25 protein-coding genes and 3 tRNA genes are annotated in these 25,688 nt (G+C 67.2%); 12 read left to right on the top strand and 16 right to left on the bottom strand.

The features are described from left to right. Positions 1-166: 166 nt before the first annotated feature. Both NWF34_RS19830 and NWF34_RS19825 read right to left on the bottom strand, forming a co-directional pair. Positions 167-3,529: a DEAD/DEAH box helicase gene (locus NWF34_RS19830; protein ID WP_258325901.1), complete on the bottom strand. Its 3,363-nt coding sequence runs from the start codon at positions 3,527-3,529 to the stop codon at positions 167-169. 161 nt (positions 3,530-3,690) lie between these two features. Further along, positions 3,691-4,398 carry a YoaK family protein gene (locus NWF34_RS19825; RefSeq protein WP_258325900.1) on the bottom strand — a complete coding sequence of 236 codons (708 nt, stop codon included), beginning with the start codon at positions 4,396-4,398 and terminating at the stop codon, positions 3,691-3,693. A gap of 245 nt (positions 4,399-4,643) precedes the next feature. On the opposite strand from NWF34_RS19825, the gene NWF34_RS19820 reads away from it, so the two are divergent. Then, a complete protein-coding gene (locus NWF34_RS19820; protein WP_258325899.1) occupies positions 4,644-5,366 on the top strand; it encodes a GNAT family N-acetyltransferase in 723 nt (240 codons plus the stop codon). A gap of 90 nt (positions 5,367-5,456) precedes the next feature. On the opposite strand, the gene NWF34_RS19815 is transcribed toward NWF34_RS19820, so the two are convergent. Then, entirely contained in the window at positions 5,457-6,416 is a 960-nt protein-coding gene (locus NWF34_RS19815; RefSeq protein WP_258325898.1) for a hypothetical protein, read from the bottom strand. Positions 6,417-6,539: 123 nt separating this feature from the next. Here NWF34_RS19815 and NWF34_RS19810 point away from each other — a divergent pair, with 123 nt between their 5' ends. Further along, positions 6,540-7,505: a hypothetical protein gene (locus NWF34_RS19810; protein WP_258325897.1), complete on the top strand. Its 966-nt coding sequence runs from the start codon at positions 6,540-6,542 to the stop codon at positions 7,503-7,505. Here NWF34_RS19810 and NWF34_RS19805 read toward each other — a convergent pair. Continuing rightward, positions 7,495-8,403, bottom strand: coding sequence for an alcohol dehydrogenase catalytic domain-containing protein (locus NWF34_RS19805; protein WP_258325896.1), 909 nt, complete (start codon positions 8,401-8,403; stop codon positions 7,495-7,497). The genes NWF34_RS19810 and NWF34_RS19805 overlap by 11 nt on opposite strands. A 124-nt stretch (positions 8,404-8,527) precedes the next feature. On the opposite strand from NWF34_RS19805, the gene NWF34_RS19800 reads away from it, so the two are divergent. From NWF34_RS19800 to NWF34_RS19790, 3 genes are all read left to right on the top strand, one after another. After that, positions 8,528-8,968 (top strand): helix-turn-helix domain-containing protein, encoded by a 441-nt coding sequence (locus NWF34_RS19800; RefSeq protein ID WP_258325895.1) that lies wholly within the window; start codon positions 8,528-8,530, stop codon positions 8,966-8,968. A gap of 42 nt (positions 8,969-9,010) precedes the next feature. Further along, positions 9,011-10,786 (top strand): DUF3556 domain-containing protein, encoded by a 1,776-nt coding sequence (locus NWF34_RS19795; protein WP_258325894.1) that lies wholly within the window; start codon positions 9,011-9,013, stop codon positions 10,784-10,786. A 251-nt stretch (positions 10,787-11,037) separates the two neighbouring features. Further along, on the top strand, positions 11,038-11,514 hold the full coding sequence (locus NWF34_RS19790) for a hypothetical protein (RefSeq protein ID WP_258325893.1): 477 nt from the start codon (positions 11,038-11,040) through the stop codon (positions 11,512-11,514). Positions 11,515-11,658: 144 nt separating this feature from the next. On the opposite strand, the gene NWF34_RS19785 is transcribed toward NWF34_RS19790, so the two are convergent. From NWF34_RS19785 to NWF34_RS19765, 5 genes are all read right to left on the bottom strand, one after another. Then, positions 11,659-11,749: transfer RNA gene (locus tag NWF34_RS19785), tRNA-Ser, on the bottom strand. A 77-nt stretch (positions 11,750-11,826) separates the two neighbouring features. Beyond that, positions 11,827-12,036: a CsbD family protein gene (locus NWF34_RS19780; RefSeq protein ID WP_258325892.1), complete on the bottom strand. Its 210-nt coding sequence runs from the start codon at positions 12,034-12,036 to the stop codon at positions 11,827-11,829. 172 nt (positions 12,037-12,208) lie between these two features. Further along, positions 12,209-12,478, bottom strand: a complete 270-nt coding sequence (locus NWF34_RS19775) for a hypothetical protein (protein WP_258325891.1) — start codon at positions 12,476-12,478, stop codon at positions 12,209-12,211. Between the two features lie 124 nt (positions 12,479-12,602). Further along, positions 12,603-13,067, bottom strand: a complete 465-nt coding sequence (locus NWF34_RS19770) for a nucleoside deaminase (RefSeq protein ID WP_258325890.1) — start codon at positions 13,065-13,067, stop codon at positions 12,603-12,605. Between the two features lie 16 nt (positions 13,068-13,083). After that, positions 13,084-13,626, bottom strand: a complete 543-nt coding sequence (locus tag NWF34_RS19765; RefSeq protein ID WP_258325889.1) for a tRNA adenosine deaminase-associated protein — start codon at positions 13,624-13,626, stop codon at positions 13,084-13,086. A gap of 79 nt (positions 13,627-13,705) precedes the next feature. Between NWF34_RS19765 and NWF34_RS19760 the strand changes: the two genes are divergently transcribed. Then, positions 13,706-14,680: a prephenate dehydrogenase gene (locus NWF34_RS19760; RefSeq protein ID WP_258325888.1), complete on the top strand. Its 975-nt coding sequence runs from the start codon at positions 13,706-13,708 to the stop codon at positions 14,678-14,680. Here the strand turns inward: NWF34_RS19760 and NWF34_RS19755 are convergent. Beyond that, positions 14,677-15,327, bottom strand: a complete 651-nt coding sequence (locus NWF34_RS19755) for a putative glycolipid-binding domain-containing protein (RefSeq protein ID WP_258325887.1) — start codon at positions 15,325-15,327, stop codon at positions 14,677-14,679. The two genes, NWF34_RS19760 and NWF34_RS19755, sit on opposite strands and share 4 nt — an antisense overlap. Positions 15,328-15,387: 60 nt before the next feature. Then, a complete protein-coding gene (locus NWF34_RS19750; RefSeq protein WP_258325886.1) occupies positions 15,388-16,128 on the bottom strand; it encodes a hypothetical protein in 741 nt (246 codons plus the stop codon). A 431-nt stretch (positions 16,129-16,559) separates the two neighbouring features. On the opposite strand from NWF34_RS19750, the gene helR reads away from it, so the two are divergent. From helR to NWF34_RS19730, 4 genes are all read left to right on the top strand, one after another. After that, positions 16,560-18,731, top strand: coding sequence for an RNA polymerase recycling motor ATPase HelR (gene helR / locus NWF34_RS19745; RefSeq protein WP_258325885.1), 2,172 nt, complete (start codon positions 16,560-16,562; stop codon positions 18,729-18,731). Between the two features lie 101 nt (positions 18,732-18,832). Continuing rightward, positions 18,833-19,378, top strand: coding sequence for a hypothetical protein (locus NWF34_RS19740; protein ID WP_258325884.1), 546 nt, complete (start codon positions 18,833-18,835; stop codon positions 19,376-19,378). Further along, positions 19,375-19,785: a BlaI/MecI/CopY family transcriptional regulator gene (locus NWF34_RS19735; protein WP_258325883.1), complete on the top strand. Its 411-nt coding sequence runs from the start codon at positions 19,375-19,377 to the stop codon at positions 19,783-19,785. Before NWF34_RS19740 ends, NWF34_RS19735 begins: the two co-directional genes overlap by 4 nt. Continuing rightward, positions 19,785-20,744 (top strand): M56 family metallopeptidase, encoded by a 960-nt coding sequence (locus tag NWF34_RS19730; protein WP_258325882.1) that lies wholly within the window; start codon positions 19,785-19,787, stop codon positions 20,742-20,744. Before NWF34_RS19735 ends, NWF34_RS19730 begins: the two co-directional genes overlap by 1 nt. Positions 20,745-20,770: 26 nt before the next feature. Here NWF34_RS19730 and NWF34_RS19725 read toward each other — a convergent pair whose 3' ends face one another. Next, entirely contained in the window at positions 20,771-21,664 is an 894-nt protein-coding gene (locus tag NWF34_RS19725) for a cytochrome c biogenesis CcdA family protein (protein WP_258325881.1), read from the bottom strand. A gap of 1 nt (position 21,665) precedes the next feature. Beyond that, positions 21,666-22,352 carry a thioredoxin domain-containing protein gene (locus NWF34_RS19720; RefSeq protein ID WP_258325880.1) on the bottom strand — a complete coding sequence of 229 codons (687 nt, stop codon included), beginning with the start codon at positions 22,350-22,352 and terminating at the stop codon, positions 21,666-21,668. 103 nt (positions 22,353-22,455) lie between these two features. Between NWF34_RS19720 and NWF34_RS19715 the strand changes: the two genes are divergently transcribed. Further along, positions 22,456-23,217 carry a DsbA family protein gene (locus tag NWF34_RS19715; protein ID WP_258325879.1) on the top strand — a complete coding sequence of 254 codons (762 nt, stop codon included), beginning with the start codon at positions 22,456-22,458 and terminating at the stop codon, positions 23,215-23,217. 115 nt (positions 23,218-23,332) lie between these two features. Here the strand turns inward: NWF34_RS19715 and NWF34_RS19710 are convergent. After that, a tRNA-Arg gene (locus tag NWF34_RS19710) sits at positions 23,333-23,405 on the bottom strand. Between the two features lie 36 nt (positions 23,406-23,441). Then, positions 23,442-23,533 (bottom strand) — tRNA-Ser (locus tag NWF34_RS19705). A gap of 117 nt (positions 23,534-23,650) precedes the next feature. Between NWF34_RS19705 and hisC the strand changes: the two genes are divergently transcribed. After that, positions 23,651-24,718: a histidinol-phosphate transaminase gene (gene hisC / locus NWF34_RS19700; RefSeq protein ID WP_258325878.1), complete on the top strand. Its 1,068-nt coding sequence runs from the start codon at positions 23,651-23,653 to the stop codon at positions 24,716-24,718. Here hisC and NWF34_RS19695 read toward each other — a convergent pair. Beyond that, a complete protein-coding gene (locus NWF34_RS19695; protein WP_258325877.1) occupies positions 24,715-25,668 on the bottom strand; it encodes an alpha/beta hydrolase family protein in 954 nt (317 codons plus the stop codon). The genes hisC and NWF34_RS19695 overlap by 4 nt on opposite strands. Between the last annotated feature and the right edge of the window lie 20 nt (positions 25,669-25,688).

The following is a 25,688-nucleotide window of genomic DNA, read 5'->3' as shown; positions in this document are numbered from 1 at the left end:
GCCGAAGAGCCATGTACTCCTCCACAAGAGCTTCGATCTCCTCGACCGTGTAACCCGGTGACATGCTCACAGTGTGCTCCTCCCCATCAGGAGTGACTCACATCCAGAGTGGCAACCACCGTTGGCGGGATAAAGAGCAACGTGATCAGTCCTCGCACCTCACCGGTCAGCCCGTGGTTCGGCCGCCGCCGAGCAATTCCCGGATGTCGTCGGCGCTGATCGCTGCGCCGAAGAGATCACCGTCGTCGATGACGGCGTTGAAGAGCTCACGCTTACGCTCCTGCAGCGCAACGACTTTCTCCTCGATGGTGTTCGCCGACACCAGCCGGTACACGGTGACCGGCCGGGTCTGTCCGATGCGGTGCGCACGGTCGACGGCCTGCGCCTCCGCCGCCGGATTCCACCACGGGTCGCACACGAAGCAGTAGTCCGCCTCGGTGAGGTTGAGACCGAACCCGCCCGCTTTGAGACTGATCAGGAACACCTTCGACGGCCCGCCGGTGAACCGTTCGATCGCCGCGGTCCGACGTCGCGAGCTCATCGACCCGTCGAGGTAGCTGTACTCGACGCCGGCGTCGGCGAGATGTTTCTCGAGAAGCCGCAGGAACCCGGTGAACTGGCTGAACACCAGGGCCGAGTGACCTTCGGCGATGAGTTCCGGAATCTGTTCGGTCAGGTAGTCGATCTTCGCCGATGCGACGTCGGAGTGCTTGTCGTCGACGAGTCCCGCGTGCAGGCTCAACTGCCGAAGCATCGTCAGGGAGCGGAAGATCTCGAACCGGTTGCCGTCGAAGTCGTCGAGCAGTCCCAGAAGGCTCTGGCGTTCACGGGTGAGTCGTGCCTGATAAAGCTTGTCGTGCTTGGCATTCAGATCGATCGACAGCACCTGTTCCTGCTTGGCCGGGAGATCCCGGACCACCTGGTCCTTGGTGCGGCGCAGCATGATCGGCCGTATCCGGCGTCGGAGCAACTCCAGCCGCTCCGGTTGGGCGCCGCTCTCGATCGGCTTGCGGAAGTACTCGGTGAAGATCTTGGGCGAGGGGAACAGCCCGGGAGCCGTCAGTGACAGCAGCGACCACAGCTCCATCAAGTTGTTCTCCATCGGCGTGCCGGTGATGGCGAGCTTCATCTCGGCGTCGAGTCGGCGAGCGCACTGATGGGCCTTGCTGTTGTGGTTCTTGACGAATTGCGCCTCGTCGAAGATCACCCCCGTCCACCCGACCGCGCCGAAGTCGTCGAAACCGATACGCATCAACGCATACGACGTGATGACCAGTTGCGCACCGGCGATACGGTCGGCGAAGGGCTTCTTCGCGCGCCCGCTGGTCTCGGTCACGGCCGCGACCCTCAGATCCGGAACGAAGCGCGCTGCTTCGGCTGCCCAGTTCGAGATGACACTGGTCGGTGCCACCACGAGAAAACAACTGCCCGGCTCCTCTTCGATCACCCGGGCGATCAGGGCCAACGACTGCAGCGTCTTGCCCAGGCCCATATCGTCGGCGAGGACGCCACCGATCTTGTTCTGCCACAGAAAGTTCAACCAGTCGAGACCCGCGGACTGATAGTCGCGCAGGTCGGCGACGAGTGCGGCCGGCGTCGGACACGGCATCGGTGGTGTCGCCGCGGCCAATCGGGTCAGTCGTTCCTGCCACTGCGCGAGGTCCTTGTCGACGACACCGAGGTCGAGCAGTTCATTCCAGAGGGTTGGATTGTGGGTATCTCGGCGGACTCGTCCGTTGTCGAGCTCGCCCAGTTCGCGCGCCTCCTCCACAAGCTGTGCCAGGCGCAGGATCTCAGGGGTGTCGAGCGGAAAGTAGGTCCCGTCGGGTAGGAGCATGTGCGTCGAGCCCGCAGACAGTGCCGCGAGGACCTTGATCAGCGACACCTCGATGCCGTCGACGCTGATGGTGACGGCAAGATCGAGCCAATCATTGTCGAAACTCTCTGCGCTGATGGCGATCTGAGGATCGGACTCGGCGGCTCGGAACTCCGGGAGTTCGCCGGCGATGTGCACTTCGACACCTGCGGCCCGCAGATCCGGGATCACCTCGTCGACAAGTCGAGCCGTCTCGACCGGCGTGTATCGGTACCGACGGGTCAAGTCCTCGATCGATGCCGCGGCAACGGCGTCACCTTCACCGAACTCGGCCGATTCTCGCACCGCCCCGCGGCCACCACGCTGATAGCCGCTCGCCTGCGTCTGCCACCTGCCGCACACCCGGGCGGCGGCTTCGACGTGAGGCCGGATCGACTGCCACAACCGGCCCTCGGCATCCCGATCCGCGTATGCGGGCGGGTGCGCGTCGTCGGAACTTCGTCGACGTCCGTTGACCTGGTAGACGATCGCCCAGTCCGTCAGCGCGCCACCGTCGTCGGCGACTCGCAAGGTCAGTTCGACTGCGGGGCCGATGATCTCGGGTGGTGAAACGGCCCCGTCGGCGATCTTCACCGCCATACTTCCGGCCAGGGCGGGCAGTACTTCGGTGGCGAAGTCGGCGACGTCCTCATCGGGTACTCGAAGCTCACCGCGATCGAGCAGCGCGTGGAATGCCCGGTCCGACGCAAGCGGTTCGAACGGCGCCAGGTACATCGTGCCGTCGTGGACCACCGAAACACCGTGGGTGGGTGAACCGATGAGTTGGACGCGTACGCCCCTCACGTCGATGCCGTCGACCTGGACGCGGCCGGTCACCACCAGACCGGCGTCGTCGCGATCGACGTCCACAGACGCCCGCGACGCGGTCAGCAGCTCGACACGTGCGGCCTCGGTCGTCTGGTGCGGGACCAGCGCGACGCCGTCGTCGACGGCGGCCCGGATCGCCGGCCACACCTCGGGCGGAGCCTGCCGTAGGTCGTGAACCTGCACGGTTCCGTAGCCGCTGTAGGCACTGTTGCCGAACAGGACGTTGATGGCGCGAACGCGGGCAAGGTGCGTCGGGTCGAAGTGGTGCGGCGGATGGTCTTGGGTCGACCGGTAACGGTCGGGTTCGTAGGATCGCTCGATCGAACTCCAGGTGATCCCGGTCCGGACCCACTTTCCGTTCTTGTTCGTGGTCACCAGGCGCAGAGACGGTTGCCCCAGGCCGTAGGGGCCGGTCACCTCCACGAGAAGCCCGATGGGTGCGGTGCCCCGCTTGTTCACCGCTTCGGGCTTGACGAGATCACCGAGCACCGAACGCCACGACGGCTGGGACGCCGCCACCGGCGAGCGACGCCCCAGATGGCCCAACCGGCTCACGGTCAGGACCAGTGCGGCGGCATGCTTGCACCGGTAACCGACCGGACACGTGCAATCGGTGTCCTTCAGGACGAGTTGTGCGCCGCCGGTATCGGCGAAGGCCGCCTGAACGTCGTACGGCGTCGGGTCGGTTCCGTAGCAGATCCCGCCGGCGGTCAGACGGCCCGGATCCCACTGCGTGACCACAACGCGACGTTGTCCCGCGTACACGGCACCGCGCTCGATCGTGCGGCTGTCGAAGCCGGACAGCAGGAAGACCTCGGCCGGGGCCAGGTAATCAGACAAGGTCACGTGACGAGGCTAGGCCACCTCGGCGACGAACGACACGTGCTGCCTCCGAGATGGCGGCGGCCGACGATTGTCCACAGGGAAGGCAGCTCGTTACCCGTGTAGGACTTCCCGCGGGATCACGTTGCTCTCTGTCGCACTTGGCGGGACGAATAGCAACGTGATCAGACGCGCGCCTGCTCGCCGACACCTGCGCACGCAAGCACGTGCCCGCACACGACCACGACCGCGCTGATCACCGCGGCGACGGCGAACACCGACCACAGCGCGACCTTCACCAACAGGGCTCCGACCAAGGCGCCCACCAGGATGGCGACGATGGCCGCGGATCGACGGTTCAGGATCGTCGCGCGACCGGGCCGTGCGAACATGTCGATCGCCCACGCGGTGATCGTCGACGTCACGACGACGGTCGTCACGTCGGCGACACCGATGTTGCGCGCCGCCGCAGCCTGCATGCCCATCGCGCACGCGGTCATCCCGACGGCGAACATCGCTGCCACATGCTGCGTCGACTGAGCCCAGATGATGACCGCGGTACCGGCGACCAGCGACGCCGACACCGCAAGCACAGCGGTCAACCGCGGACTCCACCCGCGCCGATCCGACCGTAGGAACAGGCTCGCCAACCCGGCGCCGAGGATGAACGCGACGAGGGCGAGCGCCACGGAGAACACCGGCAGTCCGTCGGCGCCGGCAGCACCCATCCCGAGGATCAGGACGTTCCCGGTCATGTTCCCCAGGAACACGGTGTCGAGACCGAGGAAACCGCCGGCGTCGACCACGCCGGTCGCGAACGTCAGCACGAGCATCAACGCGAGGTTTCGCGCCGCTTCGCGGTCAGCGCCGGGGGAACTGTCACTTGTGGTCAAGATCGGCTCCTTCGACCATGGATCTCGCCGACGACGCACGGCGGAACGTCGTGACCAGCGCTGTTCGGTCGCTCCGATCGTAAGGCCGCGAGGAGCAGGATGTCCGGCGAGTCCGGTTCCCGCGTGCGCGTTTCCGTCCCGCGTGCGCGTTTCCGTCCCGCTGATCGAGCTCTATGGACGGGAAGGAAACGGGACCGCGCGAACGCGAGAATCGTGGCCCGAGCATCGCCGGGTATCGTCGTCGTGTGGTCGGAAACGTCGACGAATCCGCGAGCGGGACAGAGCGTTCCGGCTACACCCCGCTCGACAACCCGGCACGTGCTGCCCTGACCGGCCCCCATGCCCGGTTCGCCGAACGCGTCGGCACCGCGCTGCGGTACCAACCCGATGTGTGCCCGATGGCGGCTCTTCCCGACGACCCGACCGCCGACGACTGGGCCGACGCCGCCCGGCTGGCCGGTCCGGGAGGTGCCCTGTTCGTGCCGGTTGTCGCGGACACCCCACCTCCAGGATGGAAGACGCGGATGCATCTGCCCGGAGTGCAGATGATCGACGCCGGAGTGTCCGCGGAACCTGACGACGACGCCGTTCCCCTGACCGCGGCCGACGTACCGGAGATGACCGACCTCGTCCGGCGCACCCGTCCCGGGCCGTTCCGTCCGCGCACCATCGAGATGGGCACCTACCTCGGAATCCGACGCGGGGGACGGCTCCTCGCCATGGGTGGCGAACGACTCGTTATCCCGGGCTACACCGAGATCAGCGCCGTGTGCACCGATCCCGACCACCGCGGCGAAGGGCTCGCGTCACGACTGGTTCTCGCCCTCGCACATGGCATCCGCCAACGGGGTGCGACGCCGATACTCCATGCGGACGCGACCAACGTGAACGCCATCCGCCTGTACGGGCAGCTGGGTTTCGAGATCCGGAAGGAAGTGCTGTTCCAGGTGGTGCGGGCCCCTTCGTGACGCGCCCTCCGCAAGCTCCGAGCGCACCTCAGGGAGCGGGTTCCGCGCCCTCCGCAAGCTCCGGGCACTCCTCAGGGAGCGGGTTCCGCGCTATGCAGCGTCACTCTGCTTGAGCGACTTCGCCAGCGGCGCGATCTCGTCCAGGTAGATCGAGGCGAGCACCTCGGACTCGTCGGCCAGGTTACGCACGCGGTCACTCTCCGCGCGGTCCCGCTCGGCGTCGACCACGTGCTCGAATTCGTCGATGGCGCTGACCCTCTCGAGCCAGGCCTGCTTCTCCTGGCGCTGCTGGATGCGGGCAACGATCTGCTCGTAGTCGGCGAAAGCCTCGAGCCGGGTGACGAGACCGTCGAGCCGTCCGGATAGCAACCTCGACTTCTCCACGAACGTGGCGATCACCTCGTCGTCGACGCCGAGATGGCCCACGGGAGCGTCACCGAGGATGGCGAGCTGGTCGCGGAGCCCGGCCGCTGCGGTGGTGATCGCGGTGACCTCGCCGACCAGGTCGACGCGCACGGAATGCCTGTCGAAGAAGTCCAGCTTCCACGCCGGATAACGGTTGACACTGTCGGCGACGAGCGCCGTCGTCCAGACGATCTTTCCGATGCGGTCCTTGCTGAGCTCTGCGAGTTCGGTCCAGTCCCCGAGCCGGTCGCGAGGTTCCGCCCGGCCAGTCTCCTCCGGGTCGGAGTTGCCCGGACTCCGGCTGTGCCAGAGATCGAGAGCGAGGACGAGGTAATCGTTCGCCCCACTCGTCGGACTGCGGGTCCACTGATCTTCGATTCGACGCTGCACCGACTGACACGACGCCCACCTTCTGGCCTGCGCCAGCCGCAGCTCGTCGGCGAGTTCGCCCAATGCGCCGGTCGACGGTCGAGCAGCGGCGGGCGCCGCCGAATCCCGGGAATCGTTCCGCTCGGTTCGGCGGCGCGATCGGTCGTTCTTCATCCCGGTGAACATCGCCGAGAACGCGCCGATGGCCATCGACATCAACAGGACGAGCGCCACCGCGACCACCACCACGAAGACGCCCATCGCGACGAACATCATGCTTCCAGTGAACCACTCGGCGCCGCACCCGTGGCCCGTTCGAACGCAGGCATCGACCGCTCGAGGATGTCGGACCCCGCGCCTACCCTCGGCCCAACAGTTCAGCACCACCGGAGGCCGCACATGTCCCCCATCGTCACGCGGAACCAGTTGAGTTTCGCTTTTCCCGATGTCCATCCCGACGCCCGACTGCACATCCGCGTGCAGCGAACGCTCCGCGTACCCGACGACGAGAACACCTACGGGCTTCCGCCGGGCCTCGGTTCGTTTCCGCTGATCAGCGCGGAAACCATCGATCGACCCGCGCATTCCGGGGCGGGCACCGACGTGTTCCTCCCCATGTGGCAGGCCGAAGCCGCGTGGCTCGACTTCTCGTCGCCCGAGGACTACCCGTTCCTGGTCCGGATCTCGGTCGGTGGAATCAACGCCGTCACCGGCGAGGACTTCACCGCCGCCATCGACTTCGTGGGTGAGGACTACTTCGAGGTCCCCGAACAGCCGTGGCTCGACGGCTTCCGGGTCGACGAGAAGACCGTCCGGCAGTTCGTCGCGATGCCACTCGGCGAGGGTTACACCGCCGCCGAACAGCTCGGCGGGACCGACGACGGAAGACTGCGGATCCAGGTCACCCCACTACGCGCGGCGACATGGGATGAGCGGGTTGCGGCACGACGCGCCGCGCGCTCGGTCGAACCCGACACGATCGAACTCTGCGCGATGCCGGGGAGCACCGACGGTATGGGTATGGGCGCCGGCGGATCGATCACGCAGTCGATCGCGACGCCCGTCGAACCGCGCACCAACTGGGACACCGGCGCCACCGGCGAGGCCACCCTGCGGATCATCAACAGCGCGGACTGGGAGGGTCTGACCGGGACGGCTCCGCATCACGAACCACCCACCATCGAGGAGTACCTGGAGCACGGGTATCCGTGGTTCGAGTGGTACGACGACTCGCTTGCCCGGCGCGGTGGTTCGAAACTCTCCGATCTGAAGACCGTGAAGGAGATCGGGGACGCCAAGGGCGAGTCGCCCCTGCCCGACAATCCGAGCTTCGACCCGCCCGCACCACACATCGTCACGGGGTGAGCACCCACCGACCACGACTGCCTGGTTTGGCCGCGGCCCTCTGAGCGTCGGCGACCCGCTCGAGCGGGAGGGTTCCTTCGACCCGGATCGGTAGGTCGCCGGCCGCGGCGAGTTCCAACAACCATCCGAGCCGATCGTCGGCGTGGGAGTCGACCACGCCGACGCTGATCCCACGCTCGGCTGCCGGCCCTCTACCGGGCATCACCCCGACGAATCGGCCGCCGTCACGCACGAGGGCCAGCGCGTCGTCCTGCATCGCGGCGGCGTCGGCAACCGCGGGCCATCCACCCGGCGCACGGTCGAGGAAGGCGGCACCGAGGCCGCGGACGAACGCCTCGTCGGCCGGTCGGGCCAGACCCGTGACATCCCAACCTCGCCGCCGACCCAGAACCAGGAGGTAGCCTCCGAGCACACCGGCGGCTCCGGTCACGAGGAGACGGTCGCTTCCCGGCCGGGGCTCGCCGAGTAGGTCGAGGATCTGCTCGGCGGCAACGGCATTGATGGCCGCGGTCGACGCGGCAACGAGGTCCAGCGGCTCCGGCACGACTGCGACCGCGTCGACCGGGACCACGACCTCTTCGGCGTAGGCACCGGTCGGCTTGTCGAAGCCGGTCAGCACACCGGCCACGCGAGTACCTGGCGCGAGGTCGACACCGGCACCGGACTCGACGACCGTGCCCGCGAAGTCCATCCCCAGGCCGACTGCTGCGTCACCGGCGATCAACCCGGCCGCGTGAAATAACCCCGACGACACCGCGAGATCGACCGGGTTGATCGAGGCGGCGGCGACGGCGACGCGCACCTGACCGTCCTCCGGGTGCCGGACCGCGACGTCGACGATCTCGATCGATTCCGGGCCGGCCGGTGTGGTGATGACAGCTGCTCGAAAGGTGTTCACGGTGCTCTCCGTTCATTCGGGTGGTTGCGTGTAGCTGGTCTGTAAAACACCATGAGAGAGCAGCTCTCCATTGGGAAGTACGTACCTCAAAGTGCGTTACGCACCCGGATCGAAAGGTGCCGCCATGCCGACACAGACCGCGGCCGACAAACGCGCCGAGGCCAGGGCACAGTACGACGCATTCCTCGCGCAGTGCCCCAGCCGTCAGCTCCTCGACCGCATCTCCAACAAGTGGGTCGCGCTCATCCTCGCCGCGCTGGGCAGCGACGGACCCGCACCCGGCAACGACTGCCCGAGCGGTCCGCGAGCGATGCGCTACTCCGAACTCGCCCAACGCATTGCCGGTGTCAGCCAGAAGATGCTCACCCAAACGCTGCGCTCGATGGAACGCGATGGCCTGCTGACGCGCACCGTGACTCCGACGGTCCCGATCACCGTGACCTACGAACTCACCGACCTCGGGTTGTCGCTGCACGGCATCATGACAGCCTTCAAGGAGTGGGCCGAGGCCAACATGGACGCGGTGTACGCGAGCCGAGAGCGATACGACGCCAACCAGGCCTGATCCCGCCCCAAGCAATCGCTTGGTTTGTTACGTTCAGCAACGATGGGATTCCTCAAGCAGACCACGCCGGACATCGATTTCCCGACCTGGAGCCAGGGCACACGCGCGGAGAAGATCCGGCCCATGGCGCGACATTGGGCCGAGGTCGGGTTCGGGACCCCCGGGGCATTGCACCTGTTCTATGTCGGCAAGATCCTCGCCTTCATCCTGATCGGCTGGGCGATCGTCATCACGACGCCGGGCATCGACGGCTTCTTCGACGTCGCCGGCTGGTACAACGAGCCGATCGTCTTCCAGAAGGTCGTTCTCTACACGATGCTCTTCGAGGTCGTGGGCTTCGGCTGCGGGTTCGGACCGCTGAACAACCGCTTCTTCCCGCCGTTCGGATCGATCCTCTACTGGTTGCGCCCCAAGACGATTCGCCAACCACCGTGGCCACGCATCCCGCTGACCGCGGGCGACACCCGAACCCCCGCCGACGTCCTGCTCTACGGCGCGCTGATCGTCGTCGTGCTGATCGCTCTCTTCAGCCCGGGCTCCGGCGCCATCCCCGAACTCGACACCACCGTCGGCGTACTCCCCGTGTGGCAGATCTGGACGATCCTCGGTCTCCTCGCCGCGATCGGGCTTCGCGACAAGACGGTCTTCCTGGCGGCGCGCGGCGAGGTGTACGGCGCACTCACGGTGACGTTCCTGTTCAGCGGCGTGGACATGATCATCGGAGCCAAACTCCTGTTCCTGTGCATCTGGCTCGGCGCGGCGACGTCGAAGCTCAACAAGCATTTCCCCTTCGTCATCGCGACGATGATGTCCAACAACCCGATCTGGCGGTCGCCGAAGATCAAACGCAAGTTCTTCGAGGACTTCCCCGACGACCTGCGCCCCGGACGCCGGTCCCGCTGGATCGCCCACTTCTCCACCGCCGTCGAGGGACTCGTCCCGATCGTGCTGTTCTTCTCCCACGGCGGCTGGGTCACTGCCATCGCCGCCGCGATCATGCTCGTCTTCCACTTCGGCATCCTGTCGTCGATCCCGATGGGCGTCCCGCTGGAGTGGAACGTCTTCATGATGTTCGGCATCCTCGCGATCTTCGTCGGGCACCCGGGCATCGGACTCACCGACCTCGAATCCCCCTGGCCGGTACTGCTGTTCGCCGTGTCGGCGACGACGGTCGTCGTCGGAAACCTGATGCCCCGCAAGGTCTCCTTCCTGCCCGGCATGCGGTACTACGCGGGCAACTGGGACACCGGCCTGTGGTGCATCAAGCCATCGGCGTCGGCGAAGATCGAAGAGGGAATCGTCGCCATCGCGTCGATGCCAGCTGCCCAGCTCGAACGGTTCTACGGCAGCCCCGAGGCCGCCCAGATCCCGCTCTACATGGGATATGCGTTTCGCTCCTTCAACAGTCACGGGCGTGCACTCTTCACGCTGGCCCACCGGGCGATGTCCGTCGCCGGGAGCGGAGACAGCGGGACGGATGTCGACCGCACGCACGAGGATCAGTACGTACTCACCGACGGCGAGCGGATCTGCAGCACCGCGATGGGCTGGAACTTCGGCGACGGCCACCTCTCGAACGAACAGCTCATCGAATCACTGCAGCGGCGTTGCCATTTCGAGCCGGGCGAGGTGCGGATCGTCCTACTCGACGCCCAGCCGATTCATCGCCAGACTCAGGAGTACCGCCTGATCGACCCCGCGATCGGCGTCTTCGAACGAGGCTACGTCCGGGTCGCCGACCTCGTCACCCGCCAGCCGTGGGACGACGAAGTCCCGACGACGGTGACCTGGCGCGCCGATGGTGGCCACACCGAGTGACCGGAAACGGCGTGTCCGAGATGCGCAGGCGGGAGTGTTGCGTCATCATCGAATGCACACGCCGAGATCAGCGGCCCGAACACCCGATCGTCGTGCGCGTCGGATCGACGCCAGCTCCAGCGTGTGCCCTCTCCTCGCGTTCGGATCCTCAAATCTACTGTTGTCCAACGGCTTTCCGCCGCGTCGAGGTGCAGAACGATCCGCCATCGGTCACACTGGGAGAACACCAGCCTTCGCCGAGAGGGGTCACCGTGACCAGAATCTTCGATGCAGCCACCTGGGGGGCCGAGCTCTGCGCCGCCGGCGACGACGTCCTCGCCGGCGAGGTCTCACTGCGTGAGGAATCCCTGCGGCGCAAAGTCGCGTTCTACCTCGACGACGAGGGACTTCCCGTGTGCCAGTCCTCGTGCGCGCCGTCGGAGTGGTATTCGACGCTGGTGACCCGGATGACCTCGGTGGTCATTTCCCATGGACGGGCGGTCGTCTCCGTCGATGCCGCGCTTCCGCTGCACTCGTCGATTCTCGATGTCGCGTTCCCCGGGGCCGGTTCGGACGGGTCGATGGTCGACATCACCGTTGTCGACCTGTCCCGGCACCGCCGTACCCTGCATGCCGAGATCCCGTCATACCTGGTGGTGACCGGCACCATCGCCTTGGCCCTGTCTCCAGTCGGGTCGACACAGCGGACGGCCCCGCAGGGACACGAGATCGAGATCGCGATCGGCTGATCTGGACAGCCGCTAGGTGCAGGGCAGCGGCGAGACCGTTGGGCCCGGCTTGGTTGGAGATCGAGCTTCTTCGCCAGGCAGCGATTCTGCGAACAGGGGGCCCAGACAGCGAAATGGCCCCCGTCTGAAGACGGGGGCCATTCCTGGCGGTGGCGGAGGGATTTGAACCCTCGGTACGGGGTTACCGCACACAGCATTTCGAGTGCTGCACCTTCGGCCGCTCGGACACGCCACCGCGAAAGACTGTACCGCAGCGAGGCGGTGAGTCTTAAATCAGCTGGTCAGAGCGATAAAACCGGATGCAGCGGGCAATCAGTGGCCGGTCAGCTTGTCCTTGACGTCGTCGACCTTGCCCTTCACGGCGTCGGCGGCGTCGGTGATCTTCTGCTTGCCCTGGGCTTGGGCCTTGTCACCCTTGCCCTCGTTCTTCAGATCCTGATCGTCGGTGAGGCTGCCGGCGGCTTCCTTGCCACGGCCCTTCAACTCTTCGGCTTTGTTCTTGGCGTCGTCAGTGGTTCCCATGAAGCCTCCTCGATGAGGTTCGGCGCGGCCCGATGCCGGCCGAGGTGGAAGAACTCGGCGACCGATCATGCCGGTGGCTCGACGCGAGCGTCGCCATGCAGGAGCTGACTCCTGCTTTCCACCGTGCCACAGACCGTCCTCGTCGTGCAGAACCTCAGGTCAGAGGCCAGAATCACCGACTGTTGAACTTCTGCGCCACCTCGGTGATCTTGTCCTTGGCCGTCGTCACGACCTCATGGACCTTCTCGTTCTCGGCGAGTTCGCTCAGCTTGTCCTTGGCGGTGCCGAGAGCATCCTGGACCTGCTTGCTCTCGACGAGTTCGTCGATCTTGTCACGGGCGGTGCCCAGTGCCTCCTGCACCTTGCCGCTCTCGGCCAGCTCGTTGATCTTGGCCTTGGCGGTGTCGAACGCAGCGGTGACCTTGTCGGCCGGATCGGACATGGCTACTCCTCGAGGATCGGGTCGGGACTCGATCTCCAATCTGCCAGAGCAGCGCGGTACCGACCACCGGTCGCGACCCTGAGATCTCACCGATCTTTTCGTCTCACACCCCTGAAAGTGGTGTTCAGCGCACTCTCCGTGTCGCGAAGAAATCGACCATCAGCGCGCGGCACTCGGCCTCGAGGACGCCACCTTTCACCTGGGGGCGGTGGGTGAGCCGCGGGTCCCGCACGACGTCCCACAGGGACCCGACGGCCCCGGTCTTGGGTTCCCACGCGCCGAACACCAGCGCGTCGACGCGAGACAGCGTGATGGCGCCGGCACACATCGTGCACGGTTCGACCGTCACCGCGATCGTGCAGCCGGGGAGTCGCCAACCGTCACCGAAGGCGCGGGCTGCGGCACGCAAGGCGAGCACCTCGGCGTGCGCCGTCGGATCGCCGTCGGCTTCCCGACGGTTGGCCGCGCGCGCCAGTTCGACGCCCTCGGGGTCGAAGACCACGGCACCGATCGGGACGTCGTCGGTTCCCGATGACGAGGCGGCGTCGAGTGCCGCGCGCACCATGTTCTCCCAGGCGGGGGCACTCATCGTGCGCCGGCGCCGGTCAGTGGCCGAGTGAGTCGAGAACCTTGCCCAGTTCATCGGCAAAACCGAGCCGGGCGGCGATCATGCCGAGCTGTTCGTCCGCGTAGAGGTCGGTGTCGCCGACGATGACGCTCATGACCGCGTCGGGCAGGCCCAGGTCGGCCAGGACCGCCAGGTCGCCCTCTTCCCACGGTTCGACGGTGTCGAGCTCGTCCGGATCGATGTCGGGCACGTCGAGGTTCAGGGCGTCGAGGACGTCGGCCGCGACGTCGTAGTCGACCGCCGCGGTCGCGTCGGAGAGCAGCAGCCGCGCACCCGACGGCGCGGGCCGGACGATGACGAAGAACTCGTCGTCGACGTCGAGCAGCCCGAATACGGCGCCGGCCGAACGGAGCTCGCGAAGTTGTCGCTCGGCGTCCTCGAGATCAGAGAGCGCCGACGGCTTGAGCGCAGTGACTTTCCATCCGCTCTCGTCGCGCACCACCGCAACAGCGAAACCGTCGATGTCCTCGTCCACGTCCTGCGTGTTCGAACCCGACTTCCCATATCCGGCACCGGCCATGCAGCAAACCGTAGCCGCTATCAGCTGCAGTCCCAAGTCCCGGAACGAGCGGAGATCGAGGTATGGGAACGTTGTCAGCGTGACTGCTGACTCGTCGTCCTCGCGTTCTGCGCCCTCGACGCCGGTGTGCGTGCTGGGCCTGGGTCTGATCGGCGGCTCGCTGTTGCGGGTCCTGCACGACGCCGGGCACGAGACGTTCGGTTACAACCGGTCGTCGGCGACGGTCGACGCAGCGACCTCCGACGGATACCGGGCGTCGACGGATCTCGTCGCAACCTTGCGCCGTGCGGCCGAGACGGAAGCCGTCATCGTCCTGGCGACCCCGGTGACGACCATCGAACCCATCGTGTCGGACATCGCCGAACACGCACCCGGCGCCCTGCTGACCGACGTGATCAGTGTCAAGCAGGAAGTGGAGAAGGTGATCGCGCGGGCACACCCCGGCGCGCGCTACGTCGGCGGGCATCCGATGGCGGGGACCAGTCGGTCCGGGTGGCCGGCAACCGATCCGACACTGTTCCGGGATGCGATGTGGGCGGTCACCACGACCGATCACACGGACGCCGACGACTGGCTGGCCGTTGCGTCGATCGCACGGCTGGCGGGGTCGCAGGTGGTGCCCGTGGCGCCCGATGCGCATGACCGTGCCGTCGCCGCGATCTCCCACATGCCGCATCTGACGGCGGCCGCGACCGCCGCGGTGGGCGCCGGCGAGAGCGACCTCGCCCTGCGCCTGGCCGCCGGCAGCTTCCGCGACGGCACCCGGGTCGCCGGAACGGCACCCGCGCTGCAGCGGGCGATGATCGAGGCCAACGGCATCGCCGTCCTCAACGTTCTCAGCGAGACCATCGACCGTCTGATCGCCGCGCGCGACGAGTTGCGTGATCACGGGACGGCCGAGGTCCTGGTCGACGACGGACATCGAGCACGCACCGCGTACGAACGACTGCACGACGGGAGCCCGGAGCCCATCAGCGGAGTGACGATCGGCGAGCCAGGCTGGCAGGAGGAATTACGCCGCCAGGCGCATCAGGGCCGGGTGTGGGTGGGCTAGACCCGGCGGGCGAGTCCCGGGTAGTCGGCGACGAAGCCGTTGCCGTCGAGGGTGATGGTCGTGGTGGCCAGCGGCGACACCAGGTCGACGCCGTCCGCGGTGGCGGTGTAGGACATCGTGGCCGGCTTCACCTCACCGCTGGGGAGGTACATGTACATGACGGGTACCTCGACGGTGCCGTCGGCCGGCGTGAGCCCCTTGCGGCGCAACGGGAGCGCGTTGAACATCGGCGACAGCGCGAGGTCGACGTCCTCGGCACCCTCGAAGTCCGATTGGATGATCTCTCCGTCTGGGCGGCGGATGAGCCAGGTGCCCTCGTTGTCGCGGGTGATTCCGAACTGGGTCTCCCCCGTGTCGCAGATGAGGTGCACCGTGAGACGTCTGGTGATGCCGGTGTCGGTGGTCTGTAACTCGTACGACGCGGAGAACGGCTCGTGGTCGTCGGTCGCGGCGGCGATGATCCGGCCATAGGCCTTCACGCGTGCGCCGGAGACGACCAGGCGCACCTGTTCGAGTCGATCGGTGTCCTCGCCACGCCACGTCAGCACGGTCTTGAACTCGTCCGTGGCGGCGGACGACTGCTCACCCTCGGGGGCTGTCTGCGGAGAACTCACACGACTACGGTAGCGAGCCGACCCGCCGATCACACATCGGACGTGCTGGTCACTCGACCAGATGGACGACGTGGCGGCGCGAATCTCTGGCGGTCACGCGATACACGAGGCGGTGCGTCGGGCCGACGACGCCGTCACCGTGTCCTCCACCACCACTTTGCCGTCGACCTTGATCGAACACTTGGCGCCGCTCCCGGTCCCGGCGATCACCAGGAGACGCAACGGATTGTCCCCACCGGTGAACTGGACACTCCATGGATTGGACGGCGCGAACTCCGACCTCAGACCCATCGCGTCGACGTAGAGGATGGTGGCCTGGCCGTCGATGGCGACCTCGTAGGTCACCGGTTTGTCCTGGGGATTGACGCGTTGGTCGGGTCCACCGGGCACGGGCCGGCCGGGATCGTCGGGAGTCAGTTGCGGTGGTTCGAATGTGCGAGGAAGCGGAACGTCGATGGTGGTCGGCGGGTCGGCGAGGGGCAGTTCGGTGGGTTCGTTCCGAAAAATCCCGCTGAACCCGACGATCGCGACGGCCACCAGCACGACGAGTCCGAGACACACGATGAGCGTCGAGGTGGAGACCTTCGTGATGCGTGACTCGTCGTCCGGTACGGCCGCGGATCGGGCGGCGGCACGCGCCTCTTCCCGCTCGGCCTGCTCGGCGATGCGCAGTTCGGTGTTGGTGGGCTGGCCGGGCCGGAACAGGGCGGTGCCGTCCGGGGCGTATCCGAGCGGCGGGTACAGCTGCGGCCCGGGTGTGTGCCCATACGGATCGCTGCCACGATCCCGCGGGTCGCGGGCGTCGCGGTTCGGTCCGCCGTACGGCTGTCCCATCGTCGGCCTCCGGTCGAAGTGTTGTCTGTCTTCGACCTTACGGCGGGTGTCTGTGCCGGTGAGCCCGCGCGGTCCGGAAATGCTGGTCGCGCGGTGGGCAACCCGGTGTGGAATCGATTGAACGAATGGGGTCCCGGTCCGGTGCCGTGCTGCCGCCCCTACCCCCGGTTCGCGGGGCGGCAGCCCCCTGACAGACCCCACCGAAATCGTTCACCAGGTGAACTGAAGACACCCTCACACATCTGACAACGGTGTGCAACAGATGGGAGGCGTGCAGCAGATGGGGCATGTGACAGCCGGGCCTGGGCCGATCGTTCTGCCCTCTTCACCATAAGCGCTGGAGGGGGCCTTGCGGCAAGCCCCCTCACCGGGTGCAGAATCGCCTTCCCACCTGCCGAGAGTCTCACCCGCATCACCCAATCGGAGCCGCTTTGTCCGTGTCGCCCGCCCCGCTCATCCCCGAACCCAGCAGCGTCTTCGACCTCCCGACGAAGCTGTCCGCCAAGGCCGACCCCGTACTCATCGCGGACGACGAGCGCCACCTGGCCATGCTCGCCGCGAGTCTCACCGAGAGCATCGACGACGCCACCGCCCGGATCGAGGTCCTCCGACGGTCCGAAGGCGGTGGTGGACGACGAGCACTGGATCGCGATCTGGAGATCCACCAGACCCTCTCCCGCGTACGCGCTCTGCAACGCTTCAGCCTCGAGGCATGCCTGGGTCGTATCGTCGGCACCGACGGCGAGGTCCTCTACATCGGTCGCCTCGGCCTGACGGGGTCCGACGGCGCGACGTTGCTCGTCGACTGGCGTACCCCGCTGGCAGCCCCGTTCTTCGCCGCCACGCTGCGTGACCCCGCGGGCCTGGTGAGCCGACGCCGCTACCGATGGACCCGAGGCCGCATCACCGACTACTGGGATGAGGTGTTCGTCGACGACCCGGCGGTCCTCGACCGTCACGCCGCACTCGACGACCAGTCGGTGTTCATCGCCGATCTCGCGGCCGTCCGTTCGCCGCGGATGCGGGATGTGCTGGGTACGATCGCCGCCGATCAGGACGCGATCATCCGCGCCGGTTCCCATGGAGCGCTCGTCGTCGACGGTGGTCCCGGAACGGGCAAGACGGTCGTGGCGCTGCATCGGGCGGCGTATCTCGTGTACTCCGATCCCCGACTCGCCGGGAATCGCGGCGGACTCCTCGTCGTCGGTCCGCACCGCCCGTACCTCGCCTACGTCGCCGACGTGTTGCCGAGCCTCGGGGAGGACAGCGTACAGACGTGCACGCTGTCCGACCTGGTCGTCGAAGGAGCCTCGGCGACAACGGAATCCGATGCTCGCGTCGCACGGCTGAAGTCGTCGGCGCGCATGGTCGGGGCGATCGAGCCGGCCGTGGCGTTCTACGAACAACCACCGACGACGCCGCTCGTCGTCGAAACCCCCTGGGCTGAGGTCACTCTCACCGCAGCGGACTGGGCGGAGGCATTCGATGTGCCCGAGCCGGGGACGCCGCACAACGACGGTCGCGACGAGGCGTGGGAGGAACTCGTGTCGATCATCGCCGCCCGGCACGACGATGACGTCCCGTTCGGAGCACTGCGTCGTGCTCTCGCGTCCAACCCGGAGCTCACGTCCGCGTTCCACCGCGCATGGCCGGTTCTGCGGCCGGCGGAGATCGTCGGCGACCTCTGGTCGGTGCCGGCGTATCTGCGCCGGTGCGCGCCGTGGCTGACGCCCGAGCAGGTGCGTGCCCTGCAGCGCGACCGCCCGGACGCGTGGACCGACGCCGACCTCCCGCTGCTCGACGCGGCGCGACGCCGGATCGGCGACCCCGAAGCCGCCGTGCGCAGACGCCGTCGGCGGGCGACGGTCGACGCCGAGCACCAGCGCATGAGCCAGGTGGTCGAGGACCTCATCGCGGCGCAGGTGCACGACGACGGCGAGGGACTCATGACCATGCTCCGCGGTGAGGACCTGCGCAACGCGCTCGACGACGGGGTCGTCGCCGACACCGACGCCCCGAACCGGTTGGCCGGTCCGTTCGCGCACATCGTCGTCGACGAGGCGCAGGAACTGACCGATGCACAGTGGCAGATGCTCCTGCACCGGTGCCCGTCGAAGAGCTTCACGGTGGTCGGCGATCGCGCCCAGGCCCGCCATGGATTCATCGAGTCGTGGTCGGAGAGATTGCAGCGGGTCGGCTTCGACGGCGTCACCGTGGCGGGGTTGACGATCAATTACCGCACCCCCGAGGAGATCATGAACGAGGCGGAACCGGTCATCCGCGCCGCGCTGCCCGACGCCAACGTCCCGACCTCGGTGCGCCGCACGGGAATTCCCGTCCGGCACGGCGATCGCTCGGAACTCGCCGGAATCGTCGACGAATGGTTGTCCGCGCATGACGAAGGACTGGTCTGCGTCATCGGCGCCCCGGATTTCGCCGACGCCGACCGGGTTCGGTCGCTGACCCCGACCCTCGCCAAAGGGCTCGAGTTCGATCTCGTCGTGCTCGTCGATCCGGAGTCCTTCGGTGAGGGGATCGAAGGCGCCGTGGACCGGTATGTGGCGATGTCGCGGGCGACGCAAGAGTTGGTGGTGCTCCGTTAGCCGGCCGGTTCGACGCGGCAGATCCATCGACTATCGGGGTCGACTATCGGGTCTAGTTGGTTACTACGATGCTTAGTCGAGGATGAGGCATACTTGCCGATGTGCGATTCCTGATGCCGACGCAGCGCTACCTGCGCGAGGCGCCGTCGGTCCTGAAGCAGGGCCTCTCCGCGTGGTCGGTACGGCACATGGTGGTGGCAGTGATCGCCGGCGCAGTGATCGGCGTGGTCATCGCCCTCGCCACAGCGCTCATCCCCAATCCCGTCTTCGTCCGGTCGATCGGTCCCGAGTGGTGGAACGCGCCGGTGCTCGTTCTCAGCGCGGTCCTCGGCGGACTGCTGGTGGCCAGTTACGTTCGCAGCCCAGGAACGGCGACCGACGCGGACCGTCTCGGTCGCCTCGGGATGGCCGGCGGCTTCTTGACCTGGTTCGCCGTGGGCTGTCCGGTCTGCAACAAACTCGTCGTGCTGACGTTGGGCTCCTCGGGAGCGATGACCTGGTTCGCGCCCATGCAACCGGTGATGGCGGTCGCGGCAGTGGGATTGTCGGCGGTGGCGCTGACCGAGCGACTCCGCGCGCAACAGAAGGGGTGCCGGATCAGGTTCGACGCTGCAGGGTCCGACCCGGTCGCGGCCGTACCGCGATGAACACGAAACACTCCGGTGCCGCCGACCGTCCGGCGCCCGAACCCGCGCGTCTGGGTGCGCTCGAACAGCAGGTCATGAACATCCTCTGGGCCGATGGCCCGCAGTCCATTCGCGAGATCATCGAGAAGCTGCCCGGTGAGCCCGCGTACACCACGATCGCGACGGTGCTGCGCAATCTCGAGCGCAAGCGGATGACCTCCGCCAGCCGTCGGCGCGGATCGGTGCGCCACCGGGCGGTGCACGACCGCGACCAGTACGCGGCTCAGCTGATGCAGCATGCGCTGACCACCAGCGGAGACCGCGCGTCGTCGATGCTGCACTTCGTCGAGGCGCTCTCGCCGACCGACATCGAGGTGCTGCGCAGATACGTCACCGAACATGCCGACGACCCGCCGGAGCAGAGCTGATGCTGTTCACCGTGGCGGTGGTGGTGGCCGCGTTCGTCGCTGCAGGTTGGCTGGGTCCGCGCGCTCTACGTCGCGCGGCGCCCGCGTTGTCCCGGGCGCCGCGCGTGGCAACCGGCCTGCTGATGGTCTGCGCCGCGCTGTGGACGGGCGCGTTACTCGCGATCGGACCGATGTTCGCCTGGGTGCTCCGCGGCCCCCAGATCCTGCCGTCCGGGGCGGCCGAGGTGTGCCAGCGCTGCCTGGCCAGCGCGAGCCCGTGGTCGACCGGCACCGTCGAGACGGCGCTACCGACGGTCTTGTTTCTCCTCGCACCGTTGGTCATCGCTCTCACCGCAAGCTGGGTCGGCGCCCGGTATGCGTACCGCTCGACCACGCGCACGCGCGCCACCGCAGCCGCTGTCGCCGCCGTGACCACCCGCGGGGAGATCGCCGGCCATCGCGTCCGGATCCTCGACGACGCCACGCCCATCGTGTTCGCGCTACCCCGTCGCCGTGGCGGGATCATCATCTCTCGCGGTGCCGTCGAGCTCCTCGACGGCGTGGAGCTGAGGGCGGTGCTGGAACACGAAAGCGCCCATCTGCGCCAGCGACATCACCTGATCGCACTCGTCGTCGGCGCGCTCGGTGCCCCACTGCGATGGTCACCGTTGCTCGACTCGATCGTCGAGGCGGTGCCCCACTATCTCGAGATCGCCGCCGACAACGCGGCCCGCCACGCCGTCAGCACCCCGGCGCTCGCCAGTGCGCTCCTGAAACTCGGCGGGCACCGTACCCACGTCCCGGGCGCACTGCACGCCGGTGGACCCGACCGGATCGCGCAGCTCGTGGGGGTCGCCGACGGATCCCGCCGCGGCGCGGTCCCCGTGGCGGCGATCGTCGCATGCATGGTGTTCTCGGCGTTGGTCACCGCCGGCATCTACGCCTCTTACCTGATCGCCGCCAACGCCTGCATCCGGTGACCTGCCTGCATGCGTGTCGTCGCCGTTCAGGCGTCCTCGGCGAGTGGTCGGGCGGACGGGAGTTCGTCGTGACCGGTGGCGTCCGCCCGGAGGGCCTCGCGATTTACCCTCGATCGTCGCCACCACCACGTGAGCAACACCAGTGCCAGCACCGCGATCGCGATGATGTCGACGGCCGGCGTGGCCAGCATGCCCGCCGCGTTCTGCAGCCGGTCCTGGGCGTCCAGCCCGATCGGTTCCGGGGTTCCGACGAACCCGTCGGTCAGCCAGAATACGACGCCAACGGTGATCAACAGACCACCGGCGATCAGATGGGTGGTGTGTAACCGCAGACGTCCGAGCGACACCTCGCGCCCACGGAGTCGCGCGCGCCCCACTTCGCCGATCCGTGTCCACAGCACGGCGAGGATCAGGAGCGGCACCACCATTCCCAGCGCGTACACCGCGAGCAGCAATGCGGCCCCGCCCATTCCGCGGGAGGCGGCCATCGTGATCACGGCACCGAGGATCGGTCCGGTGCAGAACCCGGTGACCCCGCTGACCGCACCGAGTAACAACGTCTTCATCAGGCCGGTGCGTGCCATCGACTGCTGCTGTATGCGGGACATCCCCGGAACCAACCGGCCCAGGTCGAAGCCCCGACCGAAGAGCTGCAAGACACCCAGCATCACGATGAGCAGCGCGGCGACGGCGATGATCGTCGACCGGTGCTCGGTGAGTCTCGACGCCAGCGCCCCGACGCCCATGCCCACCGGCAACAGTGTGATCAGGAGCCCGGCGTAGAAGATCGCGGCATGCACGACCAGTCGCCCACGCGCACCCACCGAGGACGCGAAGAACGCCGGGAGCAGCAGTGCGCCACAGGGACTCAACAATGCGAGCACGCCGCCGGCGAAGGCGGCGATCAAGCCCACATCCACGCTAGTTGCCCTCCGCGGTGGTCAATTCGTCGAGCGCGTCGACGAACACCTCGGTCGGCTGGGCACCAGCGATGGGCTGTCCGCCGAGAATGAACGACGGGGTCGAGTAGGCGCCGGCGGCAGCCCCTAGTTCTTGGTTCTCCGCGATCGCCTTCCGGGTCTCCGTCGACTCCAGGTCCGACCGGAAGCGGTCGACGTCGAGCCCCAGCTCCGCCGCCGTCGCGGTCAAGCCCTCCGTGGACAGCCCGTCGCCCTTCCGCGGCCGACCGTCGGGATACAAGGCGTGGTGATAGTCGAGGAAATGCCCTTGCAGCGCAGCCGCATACGCGGCGCGGGCGGCTCGTGTGGACGCCTCACCGAAGACGTTGACGTCACGGAATTCGATGCGCAGCTCTCCTGCCTCGGCACGCTCGATCATCGTGGGCAGCGTGTCGTGCGACCACTTGGCGCAGTACGGGCACTGGTAGTCGGTGAACACGATCAAGGTGACCGGAGCATCCGCCCGGCCCAACGCCAGTGGATCCTGCGGGTCGCGTCGCTCGAGGCCGATGTCGTAGAGGTAGTCCCCGGTGCTGTCCGTACCGGCCCGCGCAGGCGGTTGCGAGTCGTCGGAGTCTATGACCACCACAAAGGCGATCAGGGCGATGGCTGTTGCGACGATGACGCCCGCCACCAGCCAGAACGTCACGGGAGAACGCTTCTCGGTCAACAATGCCTCCGCTTCGAGTCGATTACTAAGACAGATAGTAATCGACTATGGGACTTAGTCGATTGTCGGGCATAGTGGGTGCGTGAGCACTTCTGGCGATTCGACCGCAACCCCGGGCCCCGAAGGGGGGCGACCACGACAACTCACGACCCGACGCTCGCGATGGGTCATGGCGCTGAGCGTCGTGCTGGTGGCAGCACTGGTCACCCTTGCGCTCACGCGGCCCTGGGAGAAGCCGAAGGACCCCGGGATCGCAGCACCGGCGGCGACGATGAACACCAACCTGGGCCCTGCCGGGGATGTCCCCCGACGCACCGACGACGACCCACTCGTCTTCGGGGCTGCCGACGCCCCCGTCACCATGGTGGTCTTCGAGGACTTCCGTTGCGAGTACTGCATCGTGTTCACCCGGGAGATCCAGCCGGCACTGGTCGACCGCTACGTCGACACCGGGATACTCCGCGTCGAGTGGCGCGACGCCCCGATGGCGGGGCCGCAATCCTGGCTGGCGGCGCGTGCCGGCCGAGCGGCCGCCGCTCAGGACCGGTTCTGGGAATTCGTACGGGTGGTGATGGAGGGCGCCCCGGCAGACCGGCAACCCGAATACACCGAAGAGTCACTCACAGCGTTCGCCCGGCGAGCGGGGGTCACCGATCTCGAACGGTTCGAAAGCGATATGCGCGGTGACACTTTCGACCTCGACATCGAGTCCGACCTCCGCCTCGCGAAGAGTCTGTTCATACCTCCGACGCCGGCGTTCTGGATCAACGGCACCCCGCTGCTGGCGGGTATGCCGTTGTCGGTCTTCATCGACGTCATCGAAGGTGTTCGGCCCGGACGATAGGCAGTCCCGGCCGGGGTGAGGTGCCGAGCGCATGGCCGGTCGGGTCAGCGGAGTGGACACCTACCATCGCCCACATGTAGAAATCCCCAGGCCATGTCGACCTGGGGATTCTCTGTGCGCCCGTAGGGATTCGAACCCCAAACCTTCTGATCCGTAGTCAGATGCTCTATCCGTTGAGCTACGGGCGCGTGCTATTCAGTTGTACCGCCGTCGGCCGACTGCGGTGGCGGAGGCGAGAGGATTTGAACCTCCGGTCCCGTTTTAGCGAGACAACTCATTAGCAGTGAGTCCCATTCGGCCGCTCTGGCACGCCTCCTTGGCGGAGTCCTTTCGAACTGCCGGACGAAAGGTTACACACCCTTCGCGTCCACAAGCAAACCGTTTGGTCAGAGCCGGTTTTTGCCCGTTCCGCGGTGCGGCCTACATTGGTCTGGTGAGCCTGCGAATCCGACCCGATCTCGACGACCTTCCTGTGTACGTACCGGGCAAGACGTTTCCCGGGTCCGTCAAGCTCGCGAGCAACGAGGTCCCCGAGGGTCCTCTGCCCAGCGTCATCGAGGCCATCGCCGCAGCGGTGGCGGGAGTCAACCGCTATCCCGACAACGGGATCGTCGAACTCACCGCCGCGCTGTCCAAGAAGCTGGGCGTCACCGAGGACGAGGTCCGGGTGGGCTGCGGATCGGTCATCCTCTGCCAGAACCTGATCCTCATCACCAGCGGACCCGGCGACGAGGTGGTGTTCGGGTGGCGCTCGTTCGAGACATATCCCCTCGCCACTCGCGTCGCGGGTGCGACGCCGGTTCAGGTGCCGCTCACCGACGACCTGACCTACGACCTCGAGGCGATGGCCGCAGCTGTCACCGAACGCACCCGCCTCATCTTCGTGTGCAACCCCAACAACCCCACCGGCACGGTCGTCGGGGAGGCCGACCTCCGCACGTTCCTGCAGAACGTGCCGTCGGATGTCCTCGTCGTGCTCGACGAGGCGTACTTCGAGTACCTGCGCCTGCCGGAGAACCAGGCCTACGACGCACTCGAACTCCGTCGGGAGTTCCCCAACCTGGTGATCCTGCGCACCTTCTCCAAGGCGTACGGCCTCGCCGGCCTCCGCATCGGTTACGCGATCGCCGACCCCGAGGTCATCACCGCGCTGGGAAAGGTCCACGTGCCGTTCTCGGTGAACAGCCTCGCCCAGACCGCCGCGATCGCGAGCCTCGAGGCCGGGGACGAACTCCTCGCCCGCACCGACGCCGTGGTCGCCGAACGTGCTCGCGTCACCGAACGTCTGCGTGCCGCCGGCTACCGGGTACCCGACTCACAGGCCAACTTCGTCTGGCTCGATCTGGGTGCCGCGGCGATGGACTTCGCGCGTGCCGGCGTCGACGCCGGTGTGGTGATCCGACCGTTCGACGGTGACGGCGTTCGGGTGACGGTCACCAACGCCGAGGAGGACGACGTCTTCCTGCGGTTCGCCGAGAACTGGGACGGCCCGCGGGCCTAGAGACCGCGTGCGATCGTCGGCCACGCCACGGCGAGGTCGCGTTCCCAGTAACCCCAGGTGTGGGTGCCGATGAGGCGGAAGCCGTCGGTGTACGGGATGCGCGCGGCGCGCAGGGTCACCGCGAACTCCAGCGAGCAACGGTAGGCGCCGAGCTCGAGAGCCGACGACGACGCCGTCACGACGTCGCGAGACCCTTCTTCGGGCTCGATCCGGCGCTGCAGGTCGAGCGGACCGACCGCACCGGAGCCCGCGGCGATGAAGATGTTCTTCCCGCGGAGTTTGTCCAGATGGTGGTTCGGATCGTGCGCACGCCACCCGGCGGAGCCGAAGGGCCCCCACATGTTGGTCGCGTCGCCGCCGTCCCGGCCGACCGTCGAGCGCACATACGCCTCGTTGAACGGACCCGACACCGGCGGACAACCACTGAGGGATGCGACACCGGTGTACATCGCCGGGTTCCGCACGGTGAGCGCGAACGCTGCCTGCCCGCCCATGGACAGGCCGATGATCGCGTTACGGCCGTTGCCGTTGAACCTCTCGTCGACGAGCGGTGGCAGCTCCTTGGTCAGGAACGTCTCCCACATCGGCTTGCCGAGCTTCGCGTCCCGCTGCTTCCAGTCGGTGTAGAAGGTCCCCGATGCCCCGGCGGGGAGCACCACGTTGACGTTCTTGTCGGCGAAGAACCGGCCGGCGCGTCCCTTGGTGATCCAGTCGCTGACGTCCTTGTAGTTGCCGGCGCCGTCGAGCATGTACACCGTCGACCGCGGGGAGGTGGCACCCGCGGGAGTCAGCACGGACACGCGTATGCGGTCGTTCATGGCCGGCGAGTACACCCAGATGTCGGTGCGCAGGGCACTCATCTTCACGGCCTTGGCGATGCGGGCGACAGGTTTCGGTTCGACTGCCCGCGGTGCTGCATGGGCCACCACAGGGGTCAACGCAGCCGTCATCACCAGACTGGCAAGACCCG

The organism is Gordonia sp. GONU, assembly GCF_024733855.1.
Classification (GTDB): domain Bacteria; phylum Actinomycetota; class Actinomycetes; order Mycobacteriales; family Mycobacteriaceae; genus Gordonia; species Gordonia amicalis.
This window is presented reverse-complemented; position numbering and strand designations above follow the sequence as displayed.

Excerpts from the sequence above, each read along its gene's own strand:
- NWF34_RS19810 (WP_258325897.1), top strand. The coding sequence starts at position 6,540 with ATGTCCCCCATCGTCACGCGGAACCAGTTGAGTTTCGCTTTTCCCGAT.
- NWF34_RS19775 (WP_258325891.1), bottom strand. The coding sequence starts at position 12,478 with ATGTCCGATCCGGCCGACAAGGTCACCGCTGCGTTCGACACCGCCAAG.
- NWF34_RS19815 (WP_258325898.1), bottom strand. The coding sequence starts at position 6,416 with ATGATGTTCGTCGCGATGGGCGTCTTCGTGGTGGTGGTCGCGGTGGCG.
- NWF34_RS19730 (WP_258325882.1), top strand. The coding sequence starts at position 19,785 with ATGCTGTTCACCGTGGCGGTGGTGGTGGCCGCGTTCGTCGCTGCAGGT.
- NWF34_RS19795 (WP_258325894.1), top strand. The coding sequence starts at position 9,011 with ATGGGATTCCTCAAGCAGACCACGCCGGACATCGATTTCCCGACCTGG.
- NWF34_RS19780 (WP_258325892.1), bottom strand. The coding sequence starts at position 12,036 with ATGGGAACCACTGACGACGCCAAGAACAAAGCCGAAGAGTTGAAGGGC.
- NWF34_RS19750 (WP_258325886.1), bottom strand. The coding sequence starts at position 16,128 with ATGGGACAGCCGTACGGCGGACCGAACCGCGACGCCCGCGACCCGCGG.
- NWF34_RS19770 (WP_258325890.1), bottom strand. The coding sequence starts at position 13,067 with ATGAGTGCCCCCGCCTGGGAGAACATGGTGCGCGCGGCACTCGACGCC.
- NWF34_RS19800 (WP_258325895.1), top strand. The coding sequence starts at position 8,528 with ATGCCGACACAGACCGCGGCCGACAAACGCGCCGAGGCCAGGGCACAG.
- NWF34_RS19695 (WP_258325877.1), bottom strand. The coding sequence starts at position 25,668 with ATGACGGCTGCGTTGACCCCTGTGGTGGCCCATGCAGCACCGCGGGCA.
- NWF34_RS19765 (WP_258325889.1), bottom strand. The coding sequence starts at position 13,626 with ATGGCCGGTGCCGGATATGGGAAGTCGGGTTCGAACACGCAGGACGTG.
- NWF34_RS19735 (WP_258325883.1), top strand. The coding sequence starts at position 19,375 with ATGAACACGAAACACTCCGGTGCCGCCGACCGTCCGGCGCCCGAACCC.